Below are 20,827 nucleotides of genomic sequence, written 5' to 3'. Positions count from 1 at the left end.
TAGAAGGGACAGGAGTCGAACCTGCACTATCACATTTGTACGGTTTAAGTTGAAGTTTTAGATTGAACTTGTACTCTGTTTATATCTTAAACCATAACTATCAAAAAAGCAAGCAATCAGCGGAAAATAAATTGAAAAATTCGCTCTCCCACTCTCTGTTCCTCAACTTCAGAATTGTTAGCTTCTTCGCGGGCGAACATAACAGCTTGCTGCAAGATTTCCACCCTTTGCAGCAACTCATTGATCCGCCGTGCTGGCAAAGCTCCCGAAAACTTGACAGTCCGCCAATAGCCGATCGTAATATCTTCGTAATAAACATCGACTTGAGCCGGATGGTGTTCGGTAGCTTCAGCTTTAACGTGATTGCGCGGAGTTTTAAAAGTCTTGAGAGTTTGCACCGGTTCAGTTGCCCAGCAATCTGCCGAAGCATCGAAGTTCCAAGTCTCGGAAGCATCTAAGACTGGCAGTTTTTTGATGAATGCTTGCAAATCTGCTAACTGTTTTTCAATGAATAGCAAATAGCTGACGGGAACTTGGCTCAAAAGCACGTTTCCGTCTACAGTTACGTCCGCGCGGGCCCTACAATTTGTCCAATCTTTGGTTGCGGTTACGTCGAAGAGTTTGGTCAAAACTTCAGTCGTTTTGCGGATAATCTCTTCTGCTTTGACTTCAACTTTTTTGGACTCTGGCGGCAGTTGTTCGCCTTCTTCGTCTTTGGGGCGGTAAGTACGGGAGATTCCAGAAAGCACAGCGGGCTTCTGGAGTGCTTTTTGAGCTTCTGCCAGTTCTTGAACCGAGCGGCTTTTGATGCCTTTTTCGATCGCAATAATCTGATTTAAGCGTGCCATTGTTCGATTTTATTGACGCTGAACTCATATCAAGCCGGGTTAATACTGATCATCAAATTGTCTGTCCTGTGGCTTTTAGGGCTTTGATAACTCTCCCTCCTCAGTACAAACCTCACGATCGTTCTTTAACCAAACTTGCTCATTATGTAGTATAATACACTTCAAAATAAATTACAAGCTTTCTTTTCCAGGCGCGGTGCCAAGAGAGCCCGCCGCTACCGTACTCAGCAATTTATCTCTCAAAAACTCGGCAAAATCTCTAGCGTCGCTGCGGATCAAGTGAACCCCGTCATTGGTACGCCATTCTCGCTCTTTCGGGGGTGGCAGCCACTCAAAACGATCGGACGGAAACAGCTTTTTAACCAATTCTTGGACTTGTTTTATCCTGATTGCAGCGTTAACTCGCGACTCTTGCGGTATGTCAAATAAAACTACTTTTGCCCCGCTATTCTTGTTAATTTCGGCGATTTGACTTTTAATAAAATCAGCTTCTTTTTTTATAGCTTCGGCATCTTTTTCAGACAAAGGTTGACTTTGAATATCAACTATCGTTTGGATAGCTTTTTGCGATAATTCAGGAGTAAGATTTCGACCTTCTAATCTGTCTAGAGCCTCTCGCGTCATTTTTTGATTCTGCTTCGATCGACTTTTAAAAAAATCCACACAAATGCTAATCGGACGGTATTCCTCTCTCATCATCGGTAGATACTGGCGTAACCAATAAAAAATAGGATTATACAAAGAATCAATTAATTCTGTATCTATTTTGCGAACAATAGTATCGTTAATTTCTACCAAAACAATAGGAGGCTTGCTTTGACTTCTTTTAACTATTTCTAAACCTGTTTGGCTCGCTCCTCCCCCCAAAGCTATGCTCTTTACGCCCTCTCCAATGTCTTTAATATTAAGGTTTGCAGCTAGCGAACTACCTACCATTACCATTTTTAGATCGGAATTATCCTGATATACATACCTTTGAGTTTTAACAATATTATTTTGAAGCAGGCTAACTCCGTCGGAAGCACGCAAAACTCCGCCGCTGACGAGCACTTGATAAAAACTCATGAGAAACAGAAAAATTAGTAGCGGGCGCAAAATCGGTCGCAACTGGAATTTGACAAACATAGAACACCTTCTAGAATTGGAAATAAATAAATTGTTTCGAGCTACCACTGTTGAGGAAGATCATTGCTAGCATAATTCCTAAAGCTAAATCTTGATAAAGGCTCCAGACTTTTTGACCGTTTTTATTTGAATCCTGTTTCATGCGATTTTGCCAAGTGGGAAAATGGGGAAGGTGATAAATCACTACTGGTAGCGAAAAAATTAGCGTCGGAATAATGTGACTCCAACCGGGCTTGACTTTATAGTTGCGAAATAAAGTAACTGCGAAGTCAACCGCTTCTTCAAATCGAGGCAGTTTGAAAAGCAGCCAGCCCACGGAAACAAAAGAGAAAATTCCTAAAACGCTAAGGCTGTCCAATAATAATTGCTGCCAGATTGGTTTGGTTTTGGCTTGATTTGGTTCTTGCGATTTGTTTTTAGATTTGTCGAAGCCAAAAAAGCGTTCTACTGCTAAACCCAAGCCGTGATAAATTCCCCAAACTGCATAACTCCAAGCAGCCCCATGCCATAATCCTCCTAATGTCATTACTGTCATTAAGTTAACATAAGTTCGGATTTTTCCTTTGCGGTTTCCGCCGAGGGGAAAGTATAGATAATCTCGGAGCCAAGTTGAGAGAGAAATGTGCCACCTTCTCCAGAATTCGGAGAGGGAACGAGAGATGTAGGGAAAGTCGAAGTTGTCTGGAATTTTGTAGCCCAAAGCGGCTGCAAAACCGATCGCAATTAAGGAGTAACCGGCAAAATCGGCGAAAATTTGTATTGAGTAGCCAAACAGCAGTGTCAGGTTGGTAAGAGTTCCAAATCCTTGGTAGTAGGGAAAGCTGATCCAGAAGGTATAGTCTTTTAAGTTGTCGGCGATGACCATTTTTAGGAAGTAGCCGACAACGAGCGAGCGAAAAATGAAATTCCAAGGAATGTCTTTTAAGTATTTAGGAACAATCTGGGGATAAAAAGTCTTGGATTTTAAAATCGGGCCTGACAGTAAATTGGGGAAAAAGCTAATAAAAAATGAAGTATTTAGCAGGTGTTGGCTAAAGTTGGGCGAGACGTAAGCGTTTGATTCTGTTTCGCTTTTGTTTTTTTGAGTCAGTACGTCTACGATTAAACTTATGCCTTCAAATGTGTAGAAAGAAATGCCTATAGGCAGAGGCAATTTTAAGAATAAATAAGCAATGCTGCCTTCGGAGCGAGCAATATTAAAAACATCGGTAACAAAGTTAGTTAGCAAACCAGCGTATTTAAACAAGCTCAAAATTAATACATTGAGAACGACTCCCGATAATGCCCAAAAAAATCGCTGTTTCTTGTCAGAAATCCGGGCAACTTGAAAGCTGACTGTAGCGTTGATAATAATGGAAAGTAGCAGGATCAGCAACAGTGCGGGGGCGCTCCAACTGTAAAAAATAAAGCTGGCAATTATCAGGATGGGAACCTGCACTTTTTGCAACGGAGGAAAATAATATATGGCGAAAACAATCGCAAAAAATACTAAAAATTCAATACTGTTAAATAACATAATTTGTGATTTCGCTCTTTTACGTAGCCTGTGACCCACTATATCAAGCGCCTGGGACTCATGGCAAGAGTGGCCCAGAACCCGATCGCGATCGCGCATCCTACCAAAGTGTAGCAAATATCACTCTTTGTTAGCGCTGCGACTACCTCTTGAGATAGATGCGGAAATCCCTCTCAGGGCGCGTTGTCAGATCGGGAAACATTTCTTAACATATAGATAACAAAGGGAATCCGAGGAGACACCAAAAATCCTTAAGCCCTTGGGGTGCCCCCGTTAATCAGACTTTTCGCAAACAAGGGCTAAATCAATGAACAAGCAGCAAAACTCCGAAGTTTCAGCATTTTTGCCCATGCTCCAAAAAGGCATTTGGCTGTTTGGGATTCTCTCTTGGATATTCGGGCTGACAGATAGAACTATTGCACTATTATCTGACGGATATTTGTCGGCGATTGATATTGTCCAGCTATTTACAGCATCATTTTTCTTCATTAGCTGGCTGTTTTTAAGCCCGTTTTTGGGTCTTAACTCCCAGAGTCAGCCGAAGGAAGAAGCATCTCCCTAGTTTTTAATTGGTAATGTTAGTTTCTCGATCGCTATGAGTTTCTTCTGGGGCAAAGCGGGCCGGCCAAATGCGATCGCAAAAAAACAAAGTTCCCGCCGTCACGCACAGCGGAATCGCCAACAGATTCAACAGCGGAATGCTCACCAAACCCAAACAAACCAAACCAAAACTCCCGCTGGCCGGCAAACTAGCCCAAATGATCTCCAACTTCTCCTGAAAAGGTCGCCTCCGCCTCTCCAAAGGTGCATCTAAAAAGTCCAAACAGACAATAGTCGCGCCCAAAGCTACGCCACCCAAACTGCTAAGAATAGAGCCGACACCAGGGATAAAATTTAGCAGCAGCAGGGGTATACCGACGCTCAACAAAATTTGTAGTTTTCGCAGTTCAAAGGCGATCGCCCTTTGAATATCCCCAAAACTACTCGCCAAATTCATTGGTGCTTCTGCGGGCAATTGACCGTTCCGCAGCAGTTCCAATTGTTCGGAAAGTTTGCCGTACCACGGCGAACCTAAAATCACACCAAACTGCACTAACAAAAATCCAATTATCAGCAAAAGTCCTGACACTAGGAGTAAGCGCAGCAGCCAGCCGAAAGCAACTGTTAACACACCGAGAAAGCTCAGCCAAGCTGGAAAACTCGCAATTAGAGCATTAAATCGGACGGACAAATCGGCAACTAAAACATCTATCCCAGCCAAACTGGGAAATAGCAAGCTTAAATAAAGACCAATACCAATTATAAAATTTAGCACCACGGGAACTAATACATAAGTCCACAGCTTGGGAGTTTGCAAAATCAGCGTGAAAGCTCGCAAAGGATAGGTGAAACCTGCCAGGAGTCCAATTGGTGCGGTAATGGCGGCGTGGGCGGGGTTTGAATTTAACTGTTTTGACATATTTTCTGCTTTTGAGGACTCGACTCTATTTTCTATCATCCATTTTCCATTATTATGACTGATGAGGATTTATCGCAGGTTGCCCAAAAGTGAAGCTTTTTATTTACCATACCCCGGAACTTACGCCAGCCGACAAAATGCCGGCTTGCGCGATCGCAGTTGATGTGCTGCGGGCGACTACGACAATGGCAACGGCCCTGAATAATGGGGCGGAAGCTGTCCAAGTTTTCAGCGACTTAGATAAGCTAATGGCCGAGAGCGAAAAATGGCCCGCAGATAAGCGGATTCGCGCCGGAGAGCGCGGCGGCGGCAAAGTTGACGGATTTGACATGGGGAATTCTCCCCTCGACTGCACGCCAGAAAAGGTGAGTGGGAAGCGAATTTTTATCAGCACAACTAACGGTACTCGCGCTCTGGAACGAGTGCAAGCTGCTGCAACTGTGTTAACGGCGGCTTTGATTAACCGCAAATCTGTGGTGCAGTTTTTGTTAAGTAAACAGCCGGAAACTATTTGGATTGTGGGTTCGGGTTGGGAAGGAAGTTATTCGTTGGAAGATACGGTTTGTGCTGGTGCGATCGCCCAAAGTCTCCTGGCAGAAAGCGGTATTCCTGCAAGCGATTTTGCTGGTAACGATGAAGTATTTGGGGCTATTGCTCTTTATTTGCACTGGCAAGATAGGTTACACGAATTGTTGGAAAGAGCCAGCCACGGCCAGCGCCTCCTCGGTTTAGGTGTTATTGAAGATTTAAAATATTGCGCGCAAACGGATACTTTAGATGTGCTGCCGATGCAGCGAGAACCGGGAGTTTTGGTTAAGTCTGATTTTAAAATTCCTCAAGCTAATTTCTGGGTTCCATCTTCGGAAAAAACGGCGAATTAAATTTTTCTGCCAGTGGTGTATTAGTAAGGTGCGCGGCCGAGCACACCCTACTCGAACAACCAAAATAAAATTGGTTGGCAGCATCGGAATGCAAGTCCTCATAAAAATCAGAGGACTTGCATTCCTCACTACAGACAACGGAAGTTAGTAGTTATATCATGTCCGGTCGATTACCCGGATTCCTGTAGGGGCCCGTGAGCCAATAATATTTGCCAAAAACGGACAATCTCAAAAACCCGCCCCGGCAATTGTATTATGGGCGATCGCTCGGACATGATATTAGCGAACAAGATTTTTTTAAGAGAAAGTAGAATTAAATATACTCGGTAGGGACAAAACATTGTTTTGTCCCTAGTGTATTGCAGGCAATTGAGAATTGCTGAATTCACCGCCGAACCGCTGAATTAAACACTCGGCAATTCTGGCTGCTGCACCGGGTTCTCCCATTCGCCGCCAGCCATTTTCAGCGATTAGCTGCAACCTGTCGGGGTCGCGGAGCAAAGACTGCACGGCGCCGGCAACTTCAGCGGGATGTTTGACTAAAATTAATGACGGGCCTAACAGGCGACTTTGAGCTTCTGCAAAGGCGGGAGTAAATTGCGGGCCGTTTCCGGGAATGGCGATCGCCGGTTTTCCTAAACCTACAAATTGTTCTGTAGCCGTTCCGGCCATTGCTATTGCTAAATCGGCTTCGTACAAACAATCGTTAAAACTTTGCTGAGTTAAAATCATCGTGGCGTTTCTCTGCACAAATGTCAAGGGCAATAGCAAATTAGGAGATTCTTTTTGAATTTCTTGAGCGCTTGAAACAGGAGGTAGCAAAATACTTCCTTCTCGCCGCTGCGTTCTAGTTTCGCCGTCTTGTCGCCAGCCGAAAAATTCTAAACTAGGTCGCAAAGCTTCTAAATTTAACTCAGGAGAAATGGCTCCAAAAAATAACAATTTGCGATCGGCAAACAGCGATAAAATTCCGGCTACAGCCTCTACTATTAGCAGCCAATTAGCATAGGCTTCCGGCGCTCTAGAACCGGGGAGTAAGGTGATGATGAGCGATCGCTCCATTTCCCGAAACTCTGCGTCAGGGCCGTAAAAACCGGCGGGGCTTTCCGGTTCGAGTCCGTCCATCATCGGGTTTCCGAGATTGTAAGCGGGAATTCCCAGCTTTTGTAAAGTCTCGGCGGTTAGCGCGTCCCTGGCAAAAATGGCTCGACAGCGCGATCGAGTCATCAACCAACGCTCCCAAGGCAAATAAACCGATCGCGACCAATTCCACCCACCGCTTACCCTGGATTTGCGAGCCAGAGGCCCGTCCTCGTCCCGCAAATAATACTCGGACTTGGCAGTACCGACAAAGGCATAGGGCGCGCCGCTGAGCCAAGCAAACAGCAGCGGTACAATATCCCCGCAGGCTAAAATAACGCCGTCTTGATTCCCAGACTGTTGTTGGCTTCGCACCCAAGCGCGGATGGCTTTAAACTGAGCGATGGTCAACTGCAGCAGGCCGCCTTTGACATCGCGCAAAAATTCCCTCCCGTCCATGTAAATAAAGCCGCCCGAAGGCATCCGCTGCACCGGGCCGATGATGCGGGCGTTTTCTAGTTGAGCGAAAGCTTGCCCTTCACCCACTAGCGGAAACACGGCTAATTCTGGCGGATGCGGGTGCTGTTGCAGTTCCTGCAAGATGCGAAGGGCGATCGCGTCTTCTCCGTGGCCGTTACTGAGGCAAAGTAATTTCAATCCCAACTCTCTCAAAAACTGTCTCTCATATTATCGGGCATTGGGCATCGGGCATGGGGCATGGGGCATGGGGCATGGGGCATTGGGCATACCTCACCACGCTTGAGAACTACTATATAGCGGAAAAAATGAAGTAAGTAGACCCGTGCGAGTCGGGGACTTTTTGGTAAAATAGCAGATTAAACTCCTATTTTATAGGTAAAATTGGATGGTACAAACCCTGCCAAAATCTTTGACACTCCAAGAGTTTCTGAAGTTGCCAGAAACCAAACCAGCCAGCGAGTACATTGACGGTGAAATCATTCAAAAACCAATGGCTCAAGGAGAACATAGTGTCATTCAAGGCGAGTTGACAGGCGCTGCTAATACTGCTCTTAAACCTCAAAAGGTGGCGCGAGCATTTCCAGAACTACGGTGCATTTTTGGCGGTCGAGCGATCGTTCCAGACGTGACTGTATTCACTTGGGAACGCATTCCCCGTAAAGAAAATGGTGGTGTGGCAAATGTGTTTGCGATCGCCCCGGATTGGACAATTGAAATCCTCTCCCCCGACCAAAGCCAAACTAAAGTTACTAAAAATATTTTACATTGTCTCAAACACGGAACTCAAATGGGTTGGTTAATCGATCCAGAGGAGCGATCGGTGTTTGTATATCTGCCGACTCAATCAACGGAGGTGTTTGACGAACCGGAACAGTTAGTGCCCATGCCATCTTTTGCCAGAGAATTGCAACTGACAGTAGGAGAATTATTTGGTTGGCTATTAGAGTGATATCATGTCCGATCGAGCGACCGCACATGATATCACTACTGACCACTGACTACTGACTACTGACCGAAAGCATCCAGGATACAAGCCCCCGGATTCATTCCTTCGCAGACTCAGGACCCAGAAATAAAAAACCTGTATCCGAGAAACTTGGCCCCCGAATTTATCCGTGGAGTCAATACTTCAATTCTTTAATCTAAAATCTAAAATCTAAAATCTAAAATCGATTGACTACTGACCACTGACTACTGACTACTGACCATCGATATATTGGTTTAAAGTAGTCCGAATGTGTTTGAGCTGAAATCCCTTAGCAAGTTGGCGCAGCTTCGAGACCAACGGCACTAAATTAGGTTCTAAACTCTCCAGCTTAGCACTCTCCTCAAAAATTTCTTCAATGTCACCCATAGCTGCGAGTTTCAAAAGTTTTGCTACTGACTCAGAAGCCGCAGGTAACAGAGAAGAATAAGCAGGAAAATCAGAGGCTGGTGACAAACTGGGAGTTTTGCGCTTTTTGTTTTCCGAAGATTCCCCATAAATCCATTCTAGTCCCAAACGCACTCGCAACTGTTCCAAAAAGTGGTTTGCTTCGATCGGTTTGGGAAGAAAAGCATCGTACCCTGCGAGGATGCTATCTTGCTGCGTAGCCTCGAAAACGCTAGCTGACATAGCGATTAACACAACATCTTTTACTTCCGGCAACTGCCGCAGTTTTCTTGCAGTTTCTAAGCCATCCATTACAGGCATCCGCAAGTCCATTAAAATCACATCCGGTTGAAATTCAACTATTTTCCAGAGGCATTCTTGCCCGTTTTGGGCCTCTGCAACCTCAAATCCCAAACGCCGCAGCAGCCTGCACAACAAATCGCGATCCAGTTGATTGTCATCCACGATTAGCACTTTCCGCTTGTTGCCGATAAAACCGACAAGCCAGCGTTTTTCCTGCAAAGGAGACACCTCCAAGTACCGTTTAGCTGCTGGTAATTCTAAATCTACCCAAAAAGTGCTGCCTTTTCCCAAAGTGCTGTGGACGCGAATTTCGGCACCCATTAGTTTCGCTAATTTCTGGCTGATCGAGAGTCCGAGACCTGTACCTTCAACAAATGTATTGCCTCCTACTTGGTGGAAAGGCAAAAATATTTCTTCTAACTTGCTTTGGTCTATGCCCGTGCCAGTATCCTCGACTTGAAAGCGGATTTTTAAAGCGTGTTTGGCTGCGATCGCATTGTGGGCGAAGCGCATATAATTTTCTTTCAGTTCCGAACTCAAAGTCGAGAACTCATAATTTTCTCCTTGCCCTCGACTCCAGGCCTCTGTGCCGACATAGCCGACTTTGAAAGTCACACCGCCACTGTTAGTAAATTTAACGGCATTGCTGAGTAAATTTATGAGAATTTGGCGCAATCTTTTTGGATCGACACGAACACGGCTAGGCAGGGGAGAGACTTGTTCGTAATTAAATAAAATTTCTTTTTGAGAGGCCCGCATCTGAAAGAGATCGGCAATGTTTTTGATAAAATTTATAAAATTTAACTCTTCCGGGTAGAGTTCCATTTTTCTAGCTTCAATTTTGGAAAGATCTAAAACATCGTCGATTAACATCAGCAGGTGTTGACCGCACTGTTGAATATTGCTGAGACTTTCTTGCTGATCTGAGCTTAAGTCTTTGTCGGTTTTGAGGATTTGAGCGTAACCTAAAACGCCGTTTAAAGGCGTGCGTAGTTCGTGGCTCATGTTGGCAAGAAATTCGCTTTTGGCGCGGTTGGCGCTTTCTGCGGCTAATGCAGCTTGTTGGAGGGCAGATTCTGCAAGTTTGCGATCGACAATTTCGGTTTGTGCTTGTTGAAATAGCGTCGATTGCTGGATCGCGATCGCCAATTGCACGCACAATTGCCGGAGGGATTCTATTTCTGAGGAATCCCAGGGACGGGGGCCGCTGCAATCCTGGGCGATCAGCAGTCCCCAGAGCTGATTTTCTGCCGTCGGTTGGACTTGGGAAATGCTTTCTCGTGCTTGTAAAATCGGCACTATTAAGTTAGCTTTTACTTCAATTCCTTCGAGAAATTTCATGTGGCATTCCGTCAAATTTTCCCGGTAAATATCTGCCATTGATCTAATACAGCCTTGCTGATAAAAATCAACAAATTTTTCTCTAAAACAGCCATCAACATTATTAAGATTTAACAGCGAAATTCTATCTTTGGCTACGGATTCGACAACTACCCGACCGCTCCAGTCGGGATTAAAGCGGTAAATAACTGTGCGGTCTGTTTGCAAAAATTGCCGCACTTCTTCGACAGCAGTTGTCAGGACTTCTTCTAAGTTTAGGGAAGAGCGAATGCGATCGAGCATGGCAACTACTAGCCGTTCTCGCCTTAATTGCTGCTGCAGGATCATCTCCGCTTGTTTGCGTTCGGTGATGTCGGTAATTACTCCCACTAACCCGATTAAATGACCAGTTTCATCTTTAATGCCGTCGGCGCGAAATAAAGTTGTTACCAGTTCGTTGTTTTTACTGTTGATTTTGAGTTCGCCTTGCCAAGATTTGCCTTGACGGATCGTTTTAAACATTTCTAGCAGCACTTTAGTTTGGGGGTAAAGTGCTGTTAATCCGCCTGCTGTGTTTAGTTCTTCTGCAGTGTAGCCGTACTGTTGAACAAAGGCTTGATTGTGGTAGAGCGATCGCCCTGTCAAGTCAGCAATGCCGATCGCATCGCTGGTGCTTTCCACCGCTTGAGTAACTCGCAGCAAATCTAATTCTGCTTGTTTGCGATCGCTAATATCAGTAATAGTGCCGATATAGCCTTTAATTTCCTGCTTGTCTCCGATTTCTGCAATTGCCTGACCTATCACCCAAATTACACGACCGTCTGGACGCTGAAAGCGGTATTCTGATTTAAAAGGAATTTTCTCAATAATTGCTCGATGCCATTCATTTTTCACCCGATCAACATCGTCGGGATGTATGGCATTCATCCAGCCAATTTCTGCTGCTAATTCTGCATTTAATCCCGTAATTTCGCTCCACCGTTGATTCACATAAAGGCAATTTCCCAAGGTGTCGGTGTGAAATATGCAAACTGGCGATGCTTCTGCTAAAGTTTGGTACCGGCGCTGGCTCGATCGCAGGGCTGATTCTACCTGTTTTCTATTAGTTATATCGCGGACTATAGAAATGATTTCGCCACCGACAAGCATTGTCAGCGACAATTCTTGAGGGAACTTAGTACCGTCACGGCGCTGACCGATTGCTTCTATATTGCAGTACCCTTTTTGCAGAAGCATCGGCATTATTTGTAATTCAAAAAATATATTTTCTGCTTTGCTGTAGAGCATTTTCCATTTCTTCCCATACATTTCGCTAGGGCTAGCCAAGCCGTACATTTTGAGATAAGCGTCGTTGGAATAAATACATTCTTTATTATTATTAAAAATAGCGATGCCGTCATAAGCAGCGGCCATTGCTACTGCTTGTCGCTGGAGTTGAGACTCTGCTTGTTTACGAGAGGTAATGTCGTGACCGACTGAGTAGATTAAACCTTCTTCGCTAAATGGCGATGCCGTCCACAGGAAGCATTTGTAAGAACCGTCTTTGCAGATGTAGCGGTTTTCAAAGGAGATACTGGACGTACCCGCTATTAGTTTTGCTCCTTCGGCTGCGGTGGCTTTTCGATCGTCTGGATGAACAAATTCGATCATTGGCTTGGCAAACAATTCACTAATACTGTAGCCTAAAGCTGTTGACCAAGCTGGGTTTAAACGTTTAAAATGGCCGTCAAAACCTACAATGCAAAGCAAGTCTAAGGAGATGGTAAAAAAACGATCGCGCTCTGTTTGGGCCTGCTTTAATTCAGTGATATCCATCACTAAACCGTCCCAGAGAATATCGCCTTCGCTGCCAGATTTGCTCTCATTATTGAGCCTTTCTGGTCTCGCAGCTCCTTGCAGCCACTTAACTTTTCCAGATGGCAAAGTCTGTCGCCACTGCTGCTGCCAAGGTTCCAGCGTAGTAGCTGAAATTGCCATCGATGCTTTTAAATCTAAGAGGTCGTCTGGGTGAATTCCATTGGAAATTAGTTCCGCATTTTCCTCTATGGCTTCGGCCTCTAATTCGTAGAGTTGCCGGCTGCCTGAAGAGATGTAGGGGAAAGACATTTTTCCAGTGGCTGACCTTCGTAATTGATAAATTGTTCCCGGCAGGTTAGCTACCAATTTTTGAAAGCGAGCTTCGCTTTGTTCCAGGGCTTTTTGTTGTTGTCTGTATTCGGTAAAATCTCTAATTGTACCCACTATTACTTTACTGCCGTCTGCTATTTGGAAGACGCTTTTTTTGGTAGAAATTATGTGTTCTTTCCCGGCCGAGTCTGTGAATTGTTCTTCGGTTTCCCAGCAGATACCCGTTGTCAATACTTCTTCATCTTTTGTCCAAAAAACAGCAGCTTCTGATTGGGGAAAAAAGTCATAATCTGATTTGCCGATCAGTTCTTGCCGCGATTTGCCGACCAACTGACAAAAAGCATCATTTAATATCATCCAGCGGTGTTGCTCGTCTTTGACAAAAATTGGGTCGGGCGTAGCATTTATGGTGTGGTTTAAAAATTCTTCTGACGCTTTCAGTTTGGCTTCGTAGCGGTAGCGATCGCTCACGTCCAACACTACTTCGATTATCCGGTCGATAGACCCGTCCATGCGGCGGATGCAGCGCCGGGAAACTCGCGTATGAACTATTTCGCCATTTTTTCTGAGCCACCTTTTGTCTGAGATGTAACCGTCGAGCCTACCTGCTAACATCTGAGAAAAATTTTCACAATTAGCCTCCAAATCCTCTGGATGAGTCAACTCTAGCCAATTCTTTTGCACGAGTTCGTAGCGCTCATACCCCAGCAAATTGCACAGGGCATCGTTAACTTCTATCCAGTGGCAATTTAGAGGAATTTCGCTGTCAATAATTGGAGCGATGATGGCAATGCCGATCAGGGAATTTTCCACCACCGATCGATATTTTTCTTCACTTTTTCGCAAAGCATCTTGACTGTTCTGGCGTTCTATGGCGTAACGGAGCGATCGAATTAACAGTTCGCTGTCGATTTTTCTTTTTACCAAATAATCCTGTACGCCGACCGAAATCAACCGCAGGGCAAGTTCTTCGTCGTTTTGGGCGGTCAGAACTACGATCGGCACATTTACCCCGTACTCTTGTACCCGAGCCACCGTCTCGATTCCCAGACTATCTGGCAGTGAAAGGTCTAATAAAATTATGTCAAAAGTTTCTTGATTCAATCGCTGCTGCGCTTCGCTAAGGCGCTCTACTTTCGTCAGCACTATACGCTGCGCGCCGCCAATTTCTGACAGCAAATCTTCAATCAGCTCAGCTTCATGAGGGTTGTCTTCTACTAACAGAACTTTAAAGCAGATAGGAGGCAAAGCTAAGTTAAAAACTGCTTTCATAATATTTATTTATCAAAAAAATGGTAAACAACCTTGAATTTTACCTTTTATTTTCAGGGCAGTTATTCAATTGCCCGTACACATATATCGATCCTAAGATTGCGGTGCGATCAAAAAGTACAAAAATTTTGTCTACTTATTATTGTATCACGCACTAAGTATACTGTCAACGCCAAACGTTTTTCCTTCTAAATAGCAATTTATACCAGTTAAAAAAAGAATCCAAATATAGCCTAAATTCTCAGCCAAAATTTCACCATAATTACCAATTTTTTACTTATTTTCTTTGCCATAAAAAATGGTGTTAACTTGTAGAGCGTACTTTCTATTCTCTGACTTAAAATATAGAAAGTAATTAAGTTTACCTACCTTATAGCTCATACCTTTTGCCGACAGGATGTCTCGACTAAGCGAGAGTAAAGTGAAAAGTTGAACCTTGCTCCGGTTCCGATTCCACCCAGATACATCCGCCGTGAAGTTCCACAATTTTTTGACAAATTGCTAAACCAATACCTGTCCCCGAATATTCTCTTTGAGTGTGCAAGCGCTGGAAAATTTGAAAGATGCGTTTTTGATGCTGGGGAGCAATCCCAATTCCATTATCTGAGACAGAAATTAACCACTTTTTCTCCTGTTTGCAAGCGGTAATATGAACCACAGGCGGTGCATCGTGGCGATATTTAATCGCATTGCTGACTAAATTTTGAAATAGCTGCACGAGTTGAGAAATATCCCCCATTACCGCGGGTAATTCGCTGTAGGTGACAACGGCTTTAGTCTCGTGGAGCGCCCCTTGCAGGTTCGCGAGTGCTTGCTCGACTGCATGATTGCAATCTGTCAGTTGAAAAGGTTTCCGACTCCGGCCCACGCGCGAATATTCGAGTAAATCGTCAATTAAAGTTTGCATTCTGGTGCAGCCCTGAACGATATTACCGATAAACTTACTACCTTGGCTGTCGAGTTGGTCTTTGTAGCGTTTTTCTAAAAGTTGAGCGTAACTGGCAATGGTTGCTAAAGGCGCTTGCAAGTCGTGAGAAGCCACATAAGCAAATTGTTCTAGTTCTGCATTTGAACGCGCCAATTCTTGGTTAGATTTTAAGAGAGCAGATTCGGCGCGCTGGCGGTGCGATATCTCTTGTTGGAGTACCAAATTTTGCTCTTGCAGAGCTTTTTCAACAGCGCGACGGGTGCTGATTTCTTGTTGCAAGATTTGGTTTTTTTCCTGAAGAGTTTTTTCGACTGCTAAGCGGCTCGTGATTTCTTCTTGCAGCAGCATATTTTGTTCTTTTAGCTGCTTTTGTAAATTCCGCAGGCTGAGGTGACTTTCGATGCGGGCAAGCACTTCTTCAAACTGAAAAGGCTTGCTGATATAGTCAACAGCTCCCACAGCAAATGCGTTTACTTTGTCGAATACTTCATCTTTAGCGCTGATAAATATTACCGGAATTTCGCGAGTTTTCGCTTCTAATTTCAAGTGCTGACAGACTTCGTAGCCGTTCATTTCTGGCATCATTATGTCGAGCAAAATCAAATCGGGTGGATTAGAATTGCAGGCTCTCAGAGCCATTTTTCCGTTAATCACGCAGCGCGGTGTGTATCCCCTCTGAGTCAACATCGTAGACAACAGACGCAGGTTTTCTGCGGTATCGTCTACTACTAAAATGTTTCCTAACGGCGTCTCTAATTGCTGATTGTTCATTGATTATTTCCCAGTTCCTGTTTTCTTCACAAAAAATGTTTGCAGCTATTTTATTTAGGACTTACGAAAAACACCCGGTTTCTAGTAGGAATATTGGGGAAAGAAAACGAGGAATCCGCTCATAAACCGGGTGTTTAGCCGTTTGTGCACAAGCAAGTCCTGTTATTATTCGTTTACAAACCCTCAAATCCCCAGCAGCAGAGTCAAAGCATTATTGTCCCAAGTCAATCCTTTGTCTAAAACGTTAAATCCCGCGACTTTGCACATAGCTTCTAAAGCAGTAGCTGTAGGTAGCCACCACCACGGCGCAAAGTCGTTGATGTCAAAAACTGCTTTTTCAGTTATCCCTATAAGTGGGTTGTTGTTGAGGTATTGCTGCCAGTATGCTGTTAAAATAGCTCGTTCTGCGTCGTCCAAAGCGGGAATAAACATTACTCCCGAAGCTGGAATTTCATAGCGTCCCAACTCATTTTCTATCACTTCTTGAGTAATAGCTGAAGTGAAAACTAAATGCTCGCGAGTTATCTGACGCAAGGCAACTAAAATCTGTAACGGATGCGGGTGATGGTACAACACTCCTGCACAGTGAACTACATCGTAAGGCTCGCCAATGTCGGCAAGCTGAATCTGAGTGATATCTTGATTGATACAGTGATAATTAGCAATATTTAAACTTGTCATGCGATGGTGAAAATCTTGCCACCAGTGCATGGATGCCGGCATGGCATCAATCATTGTCAGACAAACTGCACCGTATTTGCTAGCTACAGATACTTTTTCGCTGACAGTTCCCCACAAGCCACCGACTTCTGCAAAAGTCTTGCCTTTGGCGACTCGGGCAATGTAACGATCGCGAATATCCTTAGCTTCTAACTCTAATAATAGAGTAGATTCCCCTGTTTGACGCTGTTTTTCTAAAAGATCCTCTAATTTTTGGGATATTTGAGGATCTTTTGGTCTAATTTCTAATGCCATCAAGTACAATATTATGGCTTCGTTAAGCCGATCGCTCTCCGCAAACTTTTGGGCTATTTCGCAGTAAAATTCAGGAGCGTGCTGCGGCTGCATTTCGTGGTGATAGTAGCTAGTTGCTACATCTGAATCTACCGGAGTTCTTTTAATTAGAGCCTCACCTAACTTTATGTAAATTCCCGGTAGAGACGGCTCGATTTGAAGCGCACAAAGGTAGGCGGAAACAGCATCGTTCCATGCGTGATTTTCACTCAAAGCATCGCCTAAATTGTAATAAGACCAAGAAATACGGGGATTAAGTTCAATAGCACGTTGATAAGCGGTAGCTGCGGCTTTCCACTGTTGAGTTTTCAACAGCGCTTCTCCTAAATTGTGGTAAGTCCAAGAGAATTCTGGATTGAGTGCGATCGCCCGCCGATAAGCGAGTGTTGCTTCGGCAAACTTGTGAAGTTTAACTAAAGTCAAAGCTAAATTATAATGAGACCAAAATAAATCCGCATTTAGTGCGATCGCCCGTTCGTATGCAGCCTCAGCTTCTGACCACTTGTCGAGTTTAAAAAGAGCATCTCCTAACTGGTGAAAAGCTGCGAAAAAATTCGGGTCTACTTCAGTAGCGCGCTGGTAAGCTGCGGCGGATTCAGACCATTCTTCTAATCGATCGCAAGCTGCACCGATGCTGTAGTAAGACCAAGAATAATCCGGGTTGATTTCAACAGCCGTGCGGTAGGCGATCGCAGCTTCTTGCCATTTTTCTAAATTGAGCAGCACGCTGCCTAAGTTGTAGTATGACAAAAAAGAATTGGGATTTAAATCAATACTTTTTCGGTAGGCAGCCTCCGCTTCGCGCCAGAGTTCCTTAGCTTGCAAAACATTGCCTAATTTGTAATAAAAATCCGAAATCTCCGGCTGGAGTTGAATAGCTTTGCGGTAGTGAACAATAGCTTCGTCCCACTGTTTCAGCTCGCTAGCAGCTTCGGCTATTTTGCAATAAGCTTCGCAAAAACTAGGGTTTAAAAAAATGGTGCGATGGTAACAAACTAGCGCTTTTTCGGGCTTATTTTGTGCAAGCAATCTATTACCCAAATCTAGATATTCTTCCGATATTTCTATTGGCTCCAAGATGAGTGCTTGATACCAACAGTCTGCTGCTTCTTCAGCTTGACCGAGTTGGGTAAATATCCGGCTCAAATTACGGTAAAATCCTGCAAAGTCCGGTTGGATGGAGATGGCTTTTTGGTAACAGGCGATCGCCTCTTGCCACTGTTCCAAAGTAGCGCAGAGAGTGCCGAGGTTAGCAAAAGCTTCGGCAAAATCGGGTTGCAGGGCGATCGCAACTTTATACCAATACCTTGCGTCTTCTAGTTTACCCTGAGCTTGCAGCGCCTTCCCCAAGGTCTTGCAAGTCTCTGCAGAGTTGGGTTCAGATGCCAAAACTTGTTGGCAAAGTGCGATCGCCCGATCGAAGTTGCCTGTAGCTAAATAAAGTTCTGCCTGTTGCTGAAAATTCACCTGCGCTGTTTCTGAATTCATTTTTTCTTTTCCTTTTGAGTAATCATTACCTGTAAGATTATATGCTACAATTTGCCAAACTTCAAGTTTCTGTAAGTAGAGCTAGCGAGCTGAGAATAGTGCTGAATGTCCGTGAGATTAATATAAACTAGAGAGTAATAGGTTAACAGCGAGCTAAATAATGTCAACAGTCAATCCAACACCGCTAATCAGCGTAATTATACCTGTATATAATGGATCTCGCTACATCGTACAAGCGGTGGAGAGCGCCCTAGGTCAAACTTTTACTAATTTGGAGATTATAGTTGTAGACGATGGTTCTACCGATCGCACGCAGCAAGTATTGCAGCCTTATTTTGACAGAATTCGCTACATATACCAGGAAAATCAAGGAGCAGCAATAGCTCGTAATCGTGCTTGCCAGCTAGCCAAAGGCGAGTTTTTAGCTTTTCTAGATGCGGATGACTATTTCCTACCATCCAAGCTAGAGAAACAGGTAGCTTGCTTTGACGCTGACCCCACATTAGATATGGTGCAAACAGGTTGGCTCATGGTCGATGAAACCGGGCGAGAGATTTCTGCCGTCAAGCCTTGGCAGCAAGCGTCTAAATTAGATTTAGAAAGCTTTATTCTATATAAATGTGTGCGCCCAAGTGCCATGCTACTGCGGCGTAAGTGGTGGGAATACTTGGGCGGTTTCGATGCGGGGCTTCCGCCTACGGAAGATTTAGACTTTGCCTTGCGTTTAGCTTTAAAGGGGTGCAAAGCAGTTTGGTTAGAAGAGACACTTACCTGTTATCGCCAGCACGATACCAATCTCATGTCAAGCGGTTTTCCGCTAATGAAGAATACAGAAATTCTGATGGAAAAATTCTTTGCTAGACTTGATGTGCCTCAGTCAATCCGCCAGTTAAAAAACCAGGAACGCTATCAATGCTTGGTGTGGATGGCATGGCGGATGTATCGCGGCGGTCATCTAGCAGAGATGGCCCCGTGTTTGGAAAAGTCATTGCAATATACCCCTTTTTCGCCCACGGAAACAGTCTTGAATTGGCTGGAAACTTTTCATAGCCTTTCTGAAGAATACGGTGACAATTTTGACGGTTATTCCCTGAGTCAGTTAGGGGAATGGCAAGATATAATTTTGATGGTTATGACTAATCCGCCCCAATCCCAACAGAGTTCTATTTCCACACCTTCAAAACCACGTGAAGCGAAGCTATCCCGTAGGGAAACGCACATTTTACTCTACAACGCCGACGATCCGGGCGTGGGAGGATTAGCGCAGTACAACCATGCTATTCTCTGTCAGTTAGCCTTGTTGGGCTATCGAGTCACTTGCGTGCAAACCAAACATTCTAGCCCCTTGCTTGAGCGAGAACGAGAGTTAGGTATAGAACACTTGTGGCTCGATTTTAGCAGCCATAGAGATTTAGCGCGGGTATTAAGAAATACTGAGGATGGACAAGAGATTTTTTCTACTAATAAACCCGATCTGATTATTTTTAGCGATGGCTGGCCCTATTCCAATTTTGCAGTTAAACAGGTAGTTATTCAGATGGGAATACCATACATGATGTTAATCGGGTTAGTCATGCCAGATCACGCAAATTTTGCCTACGGGGATGTAGTGCCTTATCGAGAGGGAGTGCTGTATCAGTGCCTGCAAGCTAGAGCCGTGATTGTTTTGGCTTACGAACATTTGAATTTATTGTGCCAACATTTCAAGTTGCCAAAAGAGCGAGGACAAGTGATTTACTTGGGGCGCTCTCCTGAATATTTTGCACCTCCTAATCCTTCGGCTCGCCAACGCCTGCGGCAAGAGTTAGAAATTCCTGAAGATGCGATTGTCTGTTTCACATCTGCTCGATTGGCACCCGTTAAAGGGCATCGATATCAGATCGAAGCAATCAAACAGTTGAAGCAGTCTCCGGTGTGGTCTAAACTTTATTTTGTCTGGGCGGGAAATGGCGAGGGAAGCTATAGGGATCTAGAAAGAGAATTGAGGGAAGCTGTTAGAGAGTTAGGAGTGAGCGATCGCGTGAAGTTGATCGGACAGCGCTGGGATATCCTAGATTTACTGGATGCTAGCGACATATTCATTTTGACATCTCTCGGCGATGCAGCACCTTCTTTTGCAGTCATGGAAGCGATGGCTAAAGGATTGCCCGTAGTTGCTTCGGCAGCGGGCGGGATTCCAGAAGGACTCGGCGATACTGGGAAGTTGTTGCCCGATCCGAATACCGATCCCGAAGGCACAGCGAGGGAATTGGCGGAAACTGTAGAAGCTTGGGCGCTGAATCCAGAATTGCGCCGCCAAATCGGTCAAGCTTGCAAGCAGCGGGCCGAGAAAATGTTCAAAGAGGAGCGGATGCTCGCAGAGTCTGTTGAGGCGATCGAAAAAGCTTTACTTTCCGATCGCGAAAAAGATCAATTTGTTACTCAAAAACAGGTGCAGGAGTGGATGGCGAAGGTAGAAAGCCGGGTGCGCTACAGCTTTTTAGTGTGGAAGGGGTGGCACGCTTACTGTCAAGAAGATCTCATCGGGATGCAGAAGTGGCTTCAAGAATCTTTGCAGTGTACGCCTTTTTTGAGTACAGAAACGCTGTTAAACTGGATAGAATTTTTTGGTAATTTTTCGTCAGCTAAAGGGCATTATTTAGATACATATTCTCTAACTAATTCACCCGAATGGCAACAATTAGTCGAGGAAGTACAGGGTATTGAATCTGTATTTTATGCACGCTAAAAGACCAGATTTACATTTCAAATTCAGATGGCTGTCAGCAGTAGAATTGCATCTGTCTTCTGCCTTCTGCCTTCTGCCTTACCTCCGTTACCTCCGTTACATCCGTTTCATAATC

At 44.6% G+C, this 20,827-nt stretch carries 12 protein-coding genes; 4 read left to right on the top strand and 8 right to left on the bottom strand.

Annotated elements, in window-relative coordinates:
* Nucleotides 1-116 precede the first annotated feature (116 nt).
* The 3 genes from QUB11_RS01265 to QUB11_RS01255 all read right to left on the bottom strand — a co-directional run bounded on the left by QUB11_RS01265 (nucleotide 117) and on the right by QUB11_RS01255 (nucleotide 3,489).
* Nucleotides 117-848, bottom strand: a complete 732-nt coding sequence (locus QUB11_RS01265; RefSeq protein WP_333058793.1) for a DUF7873 family protein — start codon at nucleotides 846-848, stop codon at nucleotides 117-119.
* Nucleotides 849-1,019: 171 nt separating this feature from the next.
* Nucleotides 1,020-1,973, bottom strand: a complete 954-nt coding sequence (locus QUB11_RS01260) for a hypothetical protein (protein ID WP_333199252.1) — start codon at nucleotides 1,971-1,973, stop codon at nucleotides 1,020-1,022.
* A gap of 10 nt (nucleotides 1,974-1,983) precedes the next feature.
* Nucleotides 1,984-3,489 (bottom strand): MBOAT family O-acyltransferase, encoded by a 1,506-nt coding sequence (locus QUB11_RS01255; protein WP_333199250.1) that lies wholly within the window; start codon nucleotides 3,487-3,489, stop codon nucleotides 1,984-1,986.
* A gap of 307 nt (nucleotides 3,490-3,796) precedes the next feature.
* On the opposite strand from QUB11_RS01255, the gene QUB11_RS01250 reads away from it, so the two are divergent.
* Entirely contained in the window at nucleotides 3,797-4,051 is a 255-nt protein-coding gene (locus QUB11_RS01250) for a hypothetical protein (protein WP_333058797.1), read from the top strand.
* 3 nt (nucleotides 4,052-4,054) lie between these two features.
* Here QUB11_RS01250 and QUB11_RS01245 read toward each other — a convergent pair whose 3' ends face one another.
* Nucleotides 4,055-4,948 carry an EI24 domain-containing protein gene (locus tag QUB11_RS01245; protein ID WP_333199248.1) on the bottom strand — a complete coding sequence of 298 codons (894 nt, stop codon included), beginning with the start codon at nucleotides 4,946-4,948 and terminating at the stop codon, nucleotides 4,055-4,057.
* Between the two features lie 89 nt (nucleotides 4,949-5,037).
* Here QUB11_RS01245 and QUB11_RS01240 point away from each other — a divergent pair, with 89 nt between their 5' ends.
* Nucleotides 5,038-5,829 (top strand): 2-phosphosulfolactate phosphatase family protein, encoded by a 792-nt coding sequence (locus QUB11_RS01240; RefSeq protein ID WP_333199245.1) that lies wholly within the window; start codon nucleotides 5,038-5,040, stop codon nucleotides 5,827-5,829.
* 351 nt (nucleotides 5,830-6,180) lie between these two features.
* On the opposite strand, the gene QUB11_RS01235 is transcribed toward QUB11_RS01240, so the two are convergent.
* Nucleotides 6,181-7,566, bottom strand: a complete 1,386-nt coding sequence (locus QUB11_RS01235; RefSeq protein WP_333199243.1) for a lipid-A-disaccharide synthase-related protein — start codon at nucleotides 7,564-7,566, stop codon at nucleotides 6,181-6,183.
* Nucleotides 7,567-7,774: 208 nt separating this feature from the next.
* Between QUB11_RS01235 and QUB11_RS01230 the strand changes: the two genes are divergently transcribed.
* The gene (locus tag QUB11_RS01230) at nucleotides 7,775-8,338 is read left to right on the top strand and encodes a Uma2 family endonuclease (RefSeq protein ID WP_333199242.1); all 564 of its coding nucleotides are present in this window, start codon (nucleotides 7,775-7,777) and stop codon (nucleotides 8,336-8,338) included.
* A gap of 249 nt (nucleotides 8,339-8,587) precedes the next feature.
* Here the strand turns inward: QUB11_RS01230 and QUB11_RS01225 are convergent, their stop codons facing one another.
* The 3 genes from QUB11_RS01225 to QUB11_RS01215 form a co-directional block, all read right to left on the bottom strand.
* Complete coding sequence (locus tag QUB11_RS01225) at nucleotides 8,588-13,783, bottom strand: PAS domain S-box protein (protein ID WP_333199239.1); 5,196 nt, start codon at nucleotides 13,781-13,783, stop codon at nucleotides 8,588-8,590.
* 406 nt (nucleotides 13,784-14,189) lie between these two features.
* Nucleotides 14,190-15,482, bottom strand: coding sequence for an ATP-binding protein (locus tag QUB11_RS01220; protein ID WP_333199237.1), 1,293 nt, complete (start codon nucleotides 15,480-15,482; stop codon nucleotides 14,190-14,192).
* A gap of 183 nt (nucleotides 15,483-15,665) precedes the next feature.
* Nucleotides 15,666-17,984 carry a tetratricopeptide repeat protein gene (locus QUB11_RS01215; RefSeq protein WP_333199235.1) on the bottom strand — a complete coding sequence of 773 codons (2,319 nt, stop codon included), beginning with the start codon at nucleotides 17,982-17,984 and terminating at the stop codon, nucleotides 15,666-15,668.
* Between the two features lie 160 nt (nucleotides 17,985-18,144).
* On the opposite strand from QUB11_RS01215, the gene QUB11_RS01210 reads away from it, so the two are divergent.
* Nucleotides 18,145-20,712 carry a glycosyltransferase gene (locus QUB11_RS01210; RefSeq protein ID WP_333199232.1) on the top strand — a complete coding sequence of 856 codons (2,568 nt, stop codon included), beginning with the start codon at nucleotides 18,145-18,147 and terminating at the stop codon, nucleotides 20,710-20,712.
* The last annotated feature ends 115 nt before the right edge of the window (nucleotides 20,713-20,827 follow it).

The organism is Microcoleus sp. B6-A1, assembly GCF_036705085.1.
Classification (GTDB): domain Bacteria; phylum Cyanobacteriota; class Cyanobacteriia; order Cyanobacteriales; family Microcoleaceae; genus Microcoleus.
This window is presented reverse-complemented; position numbering and strand designations above follow the sequence as displayed.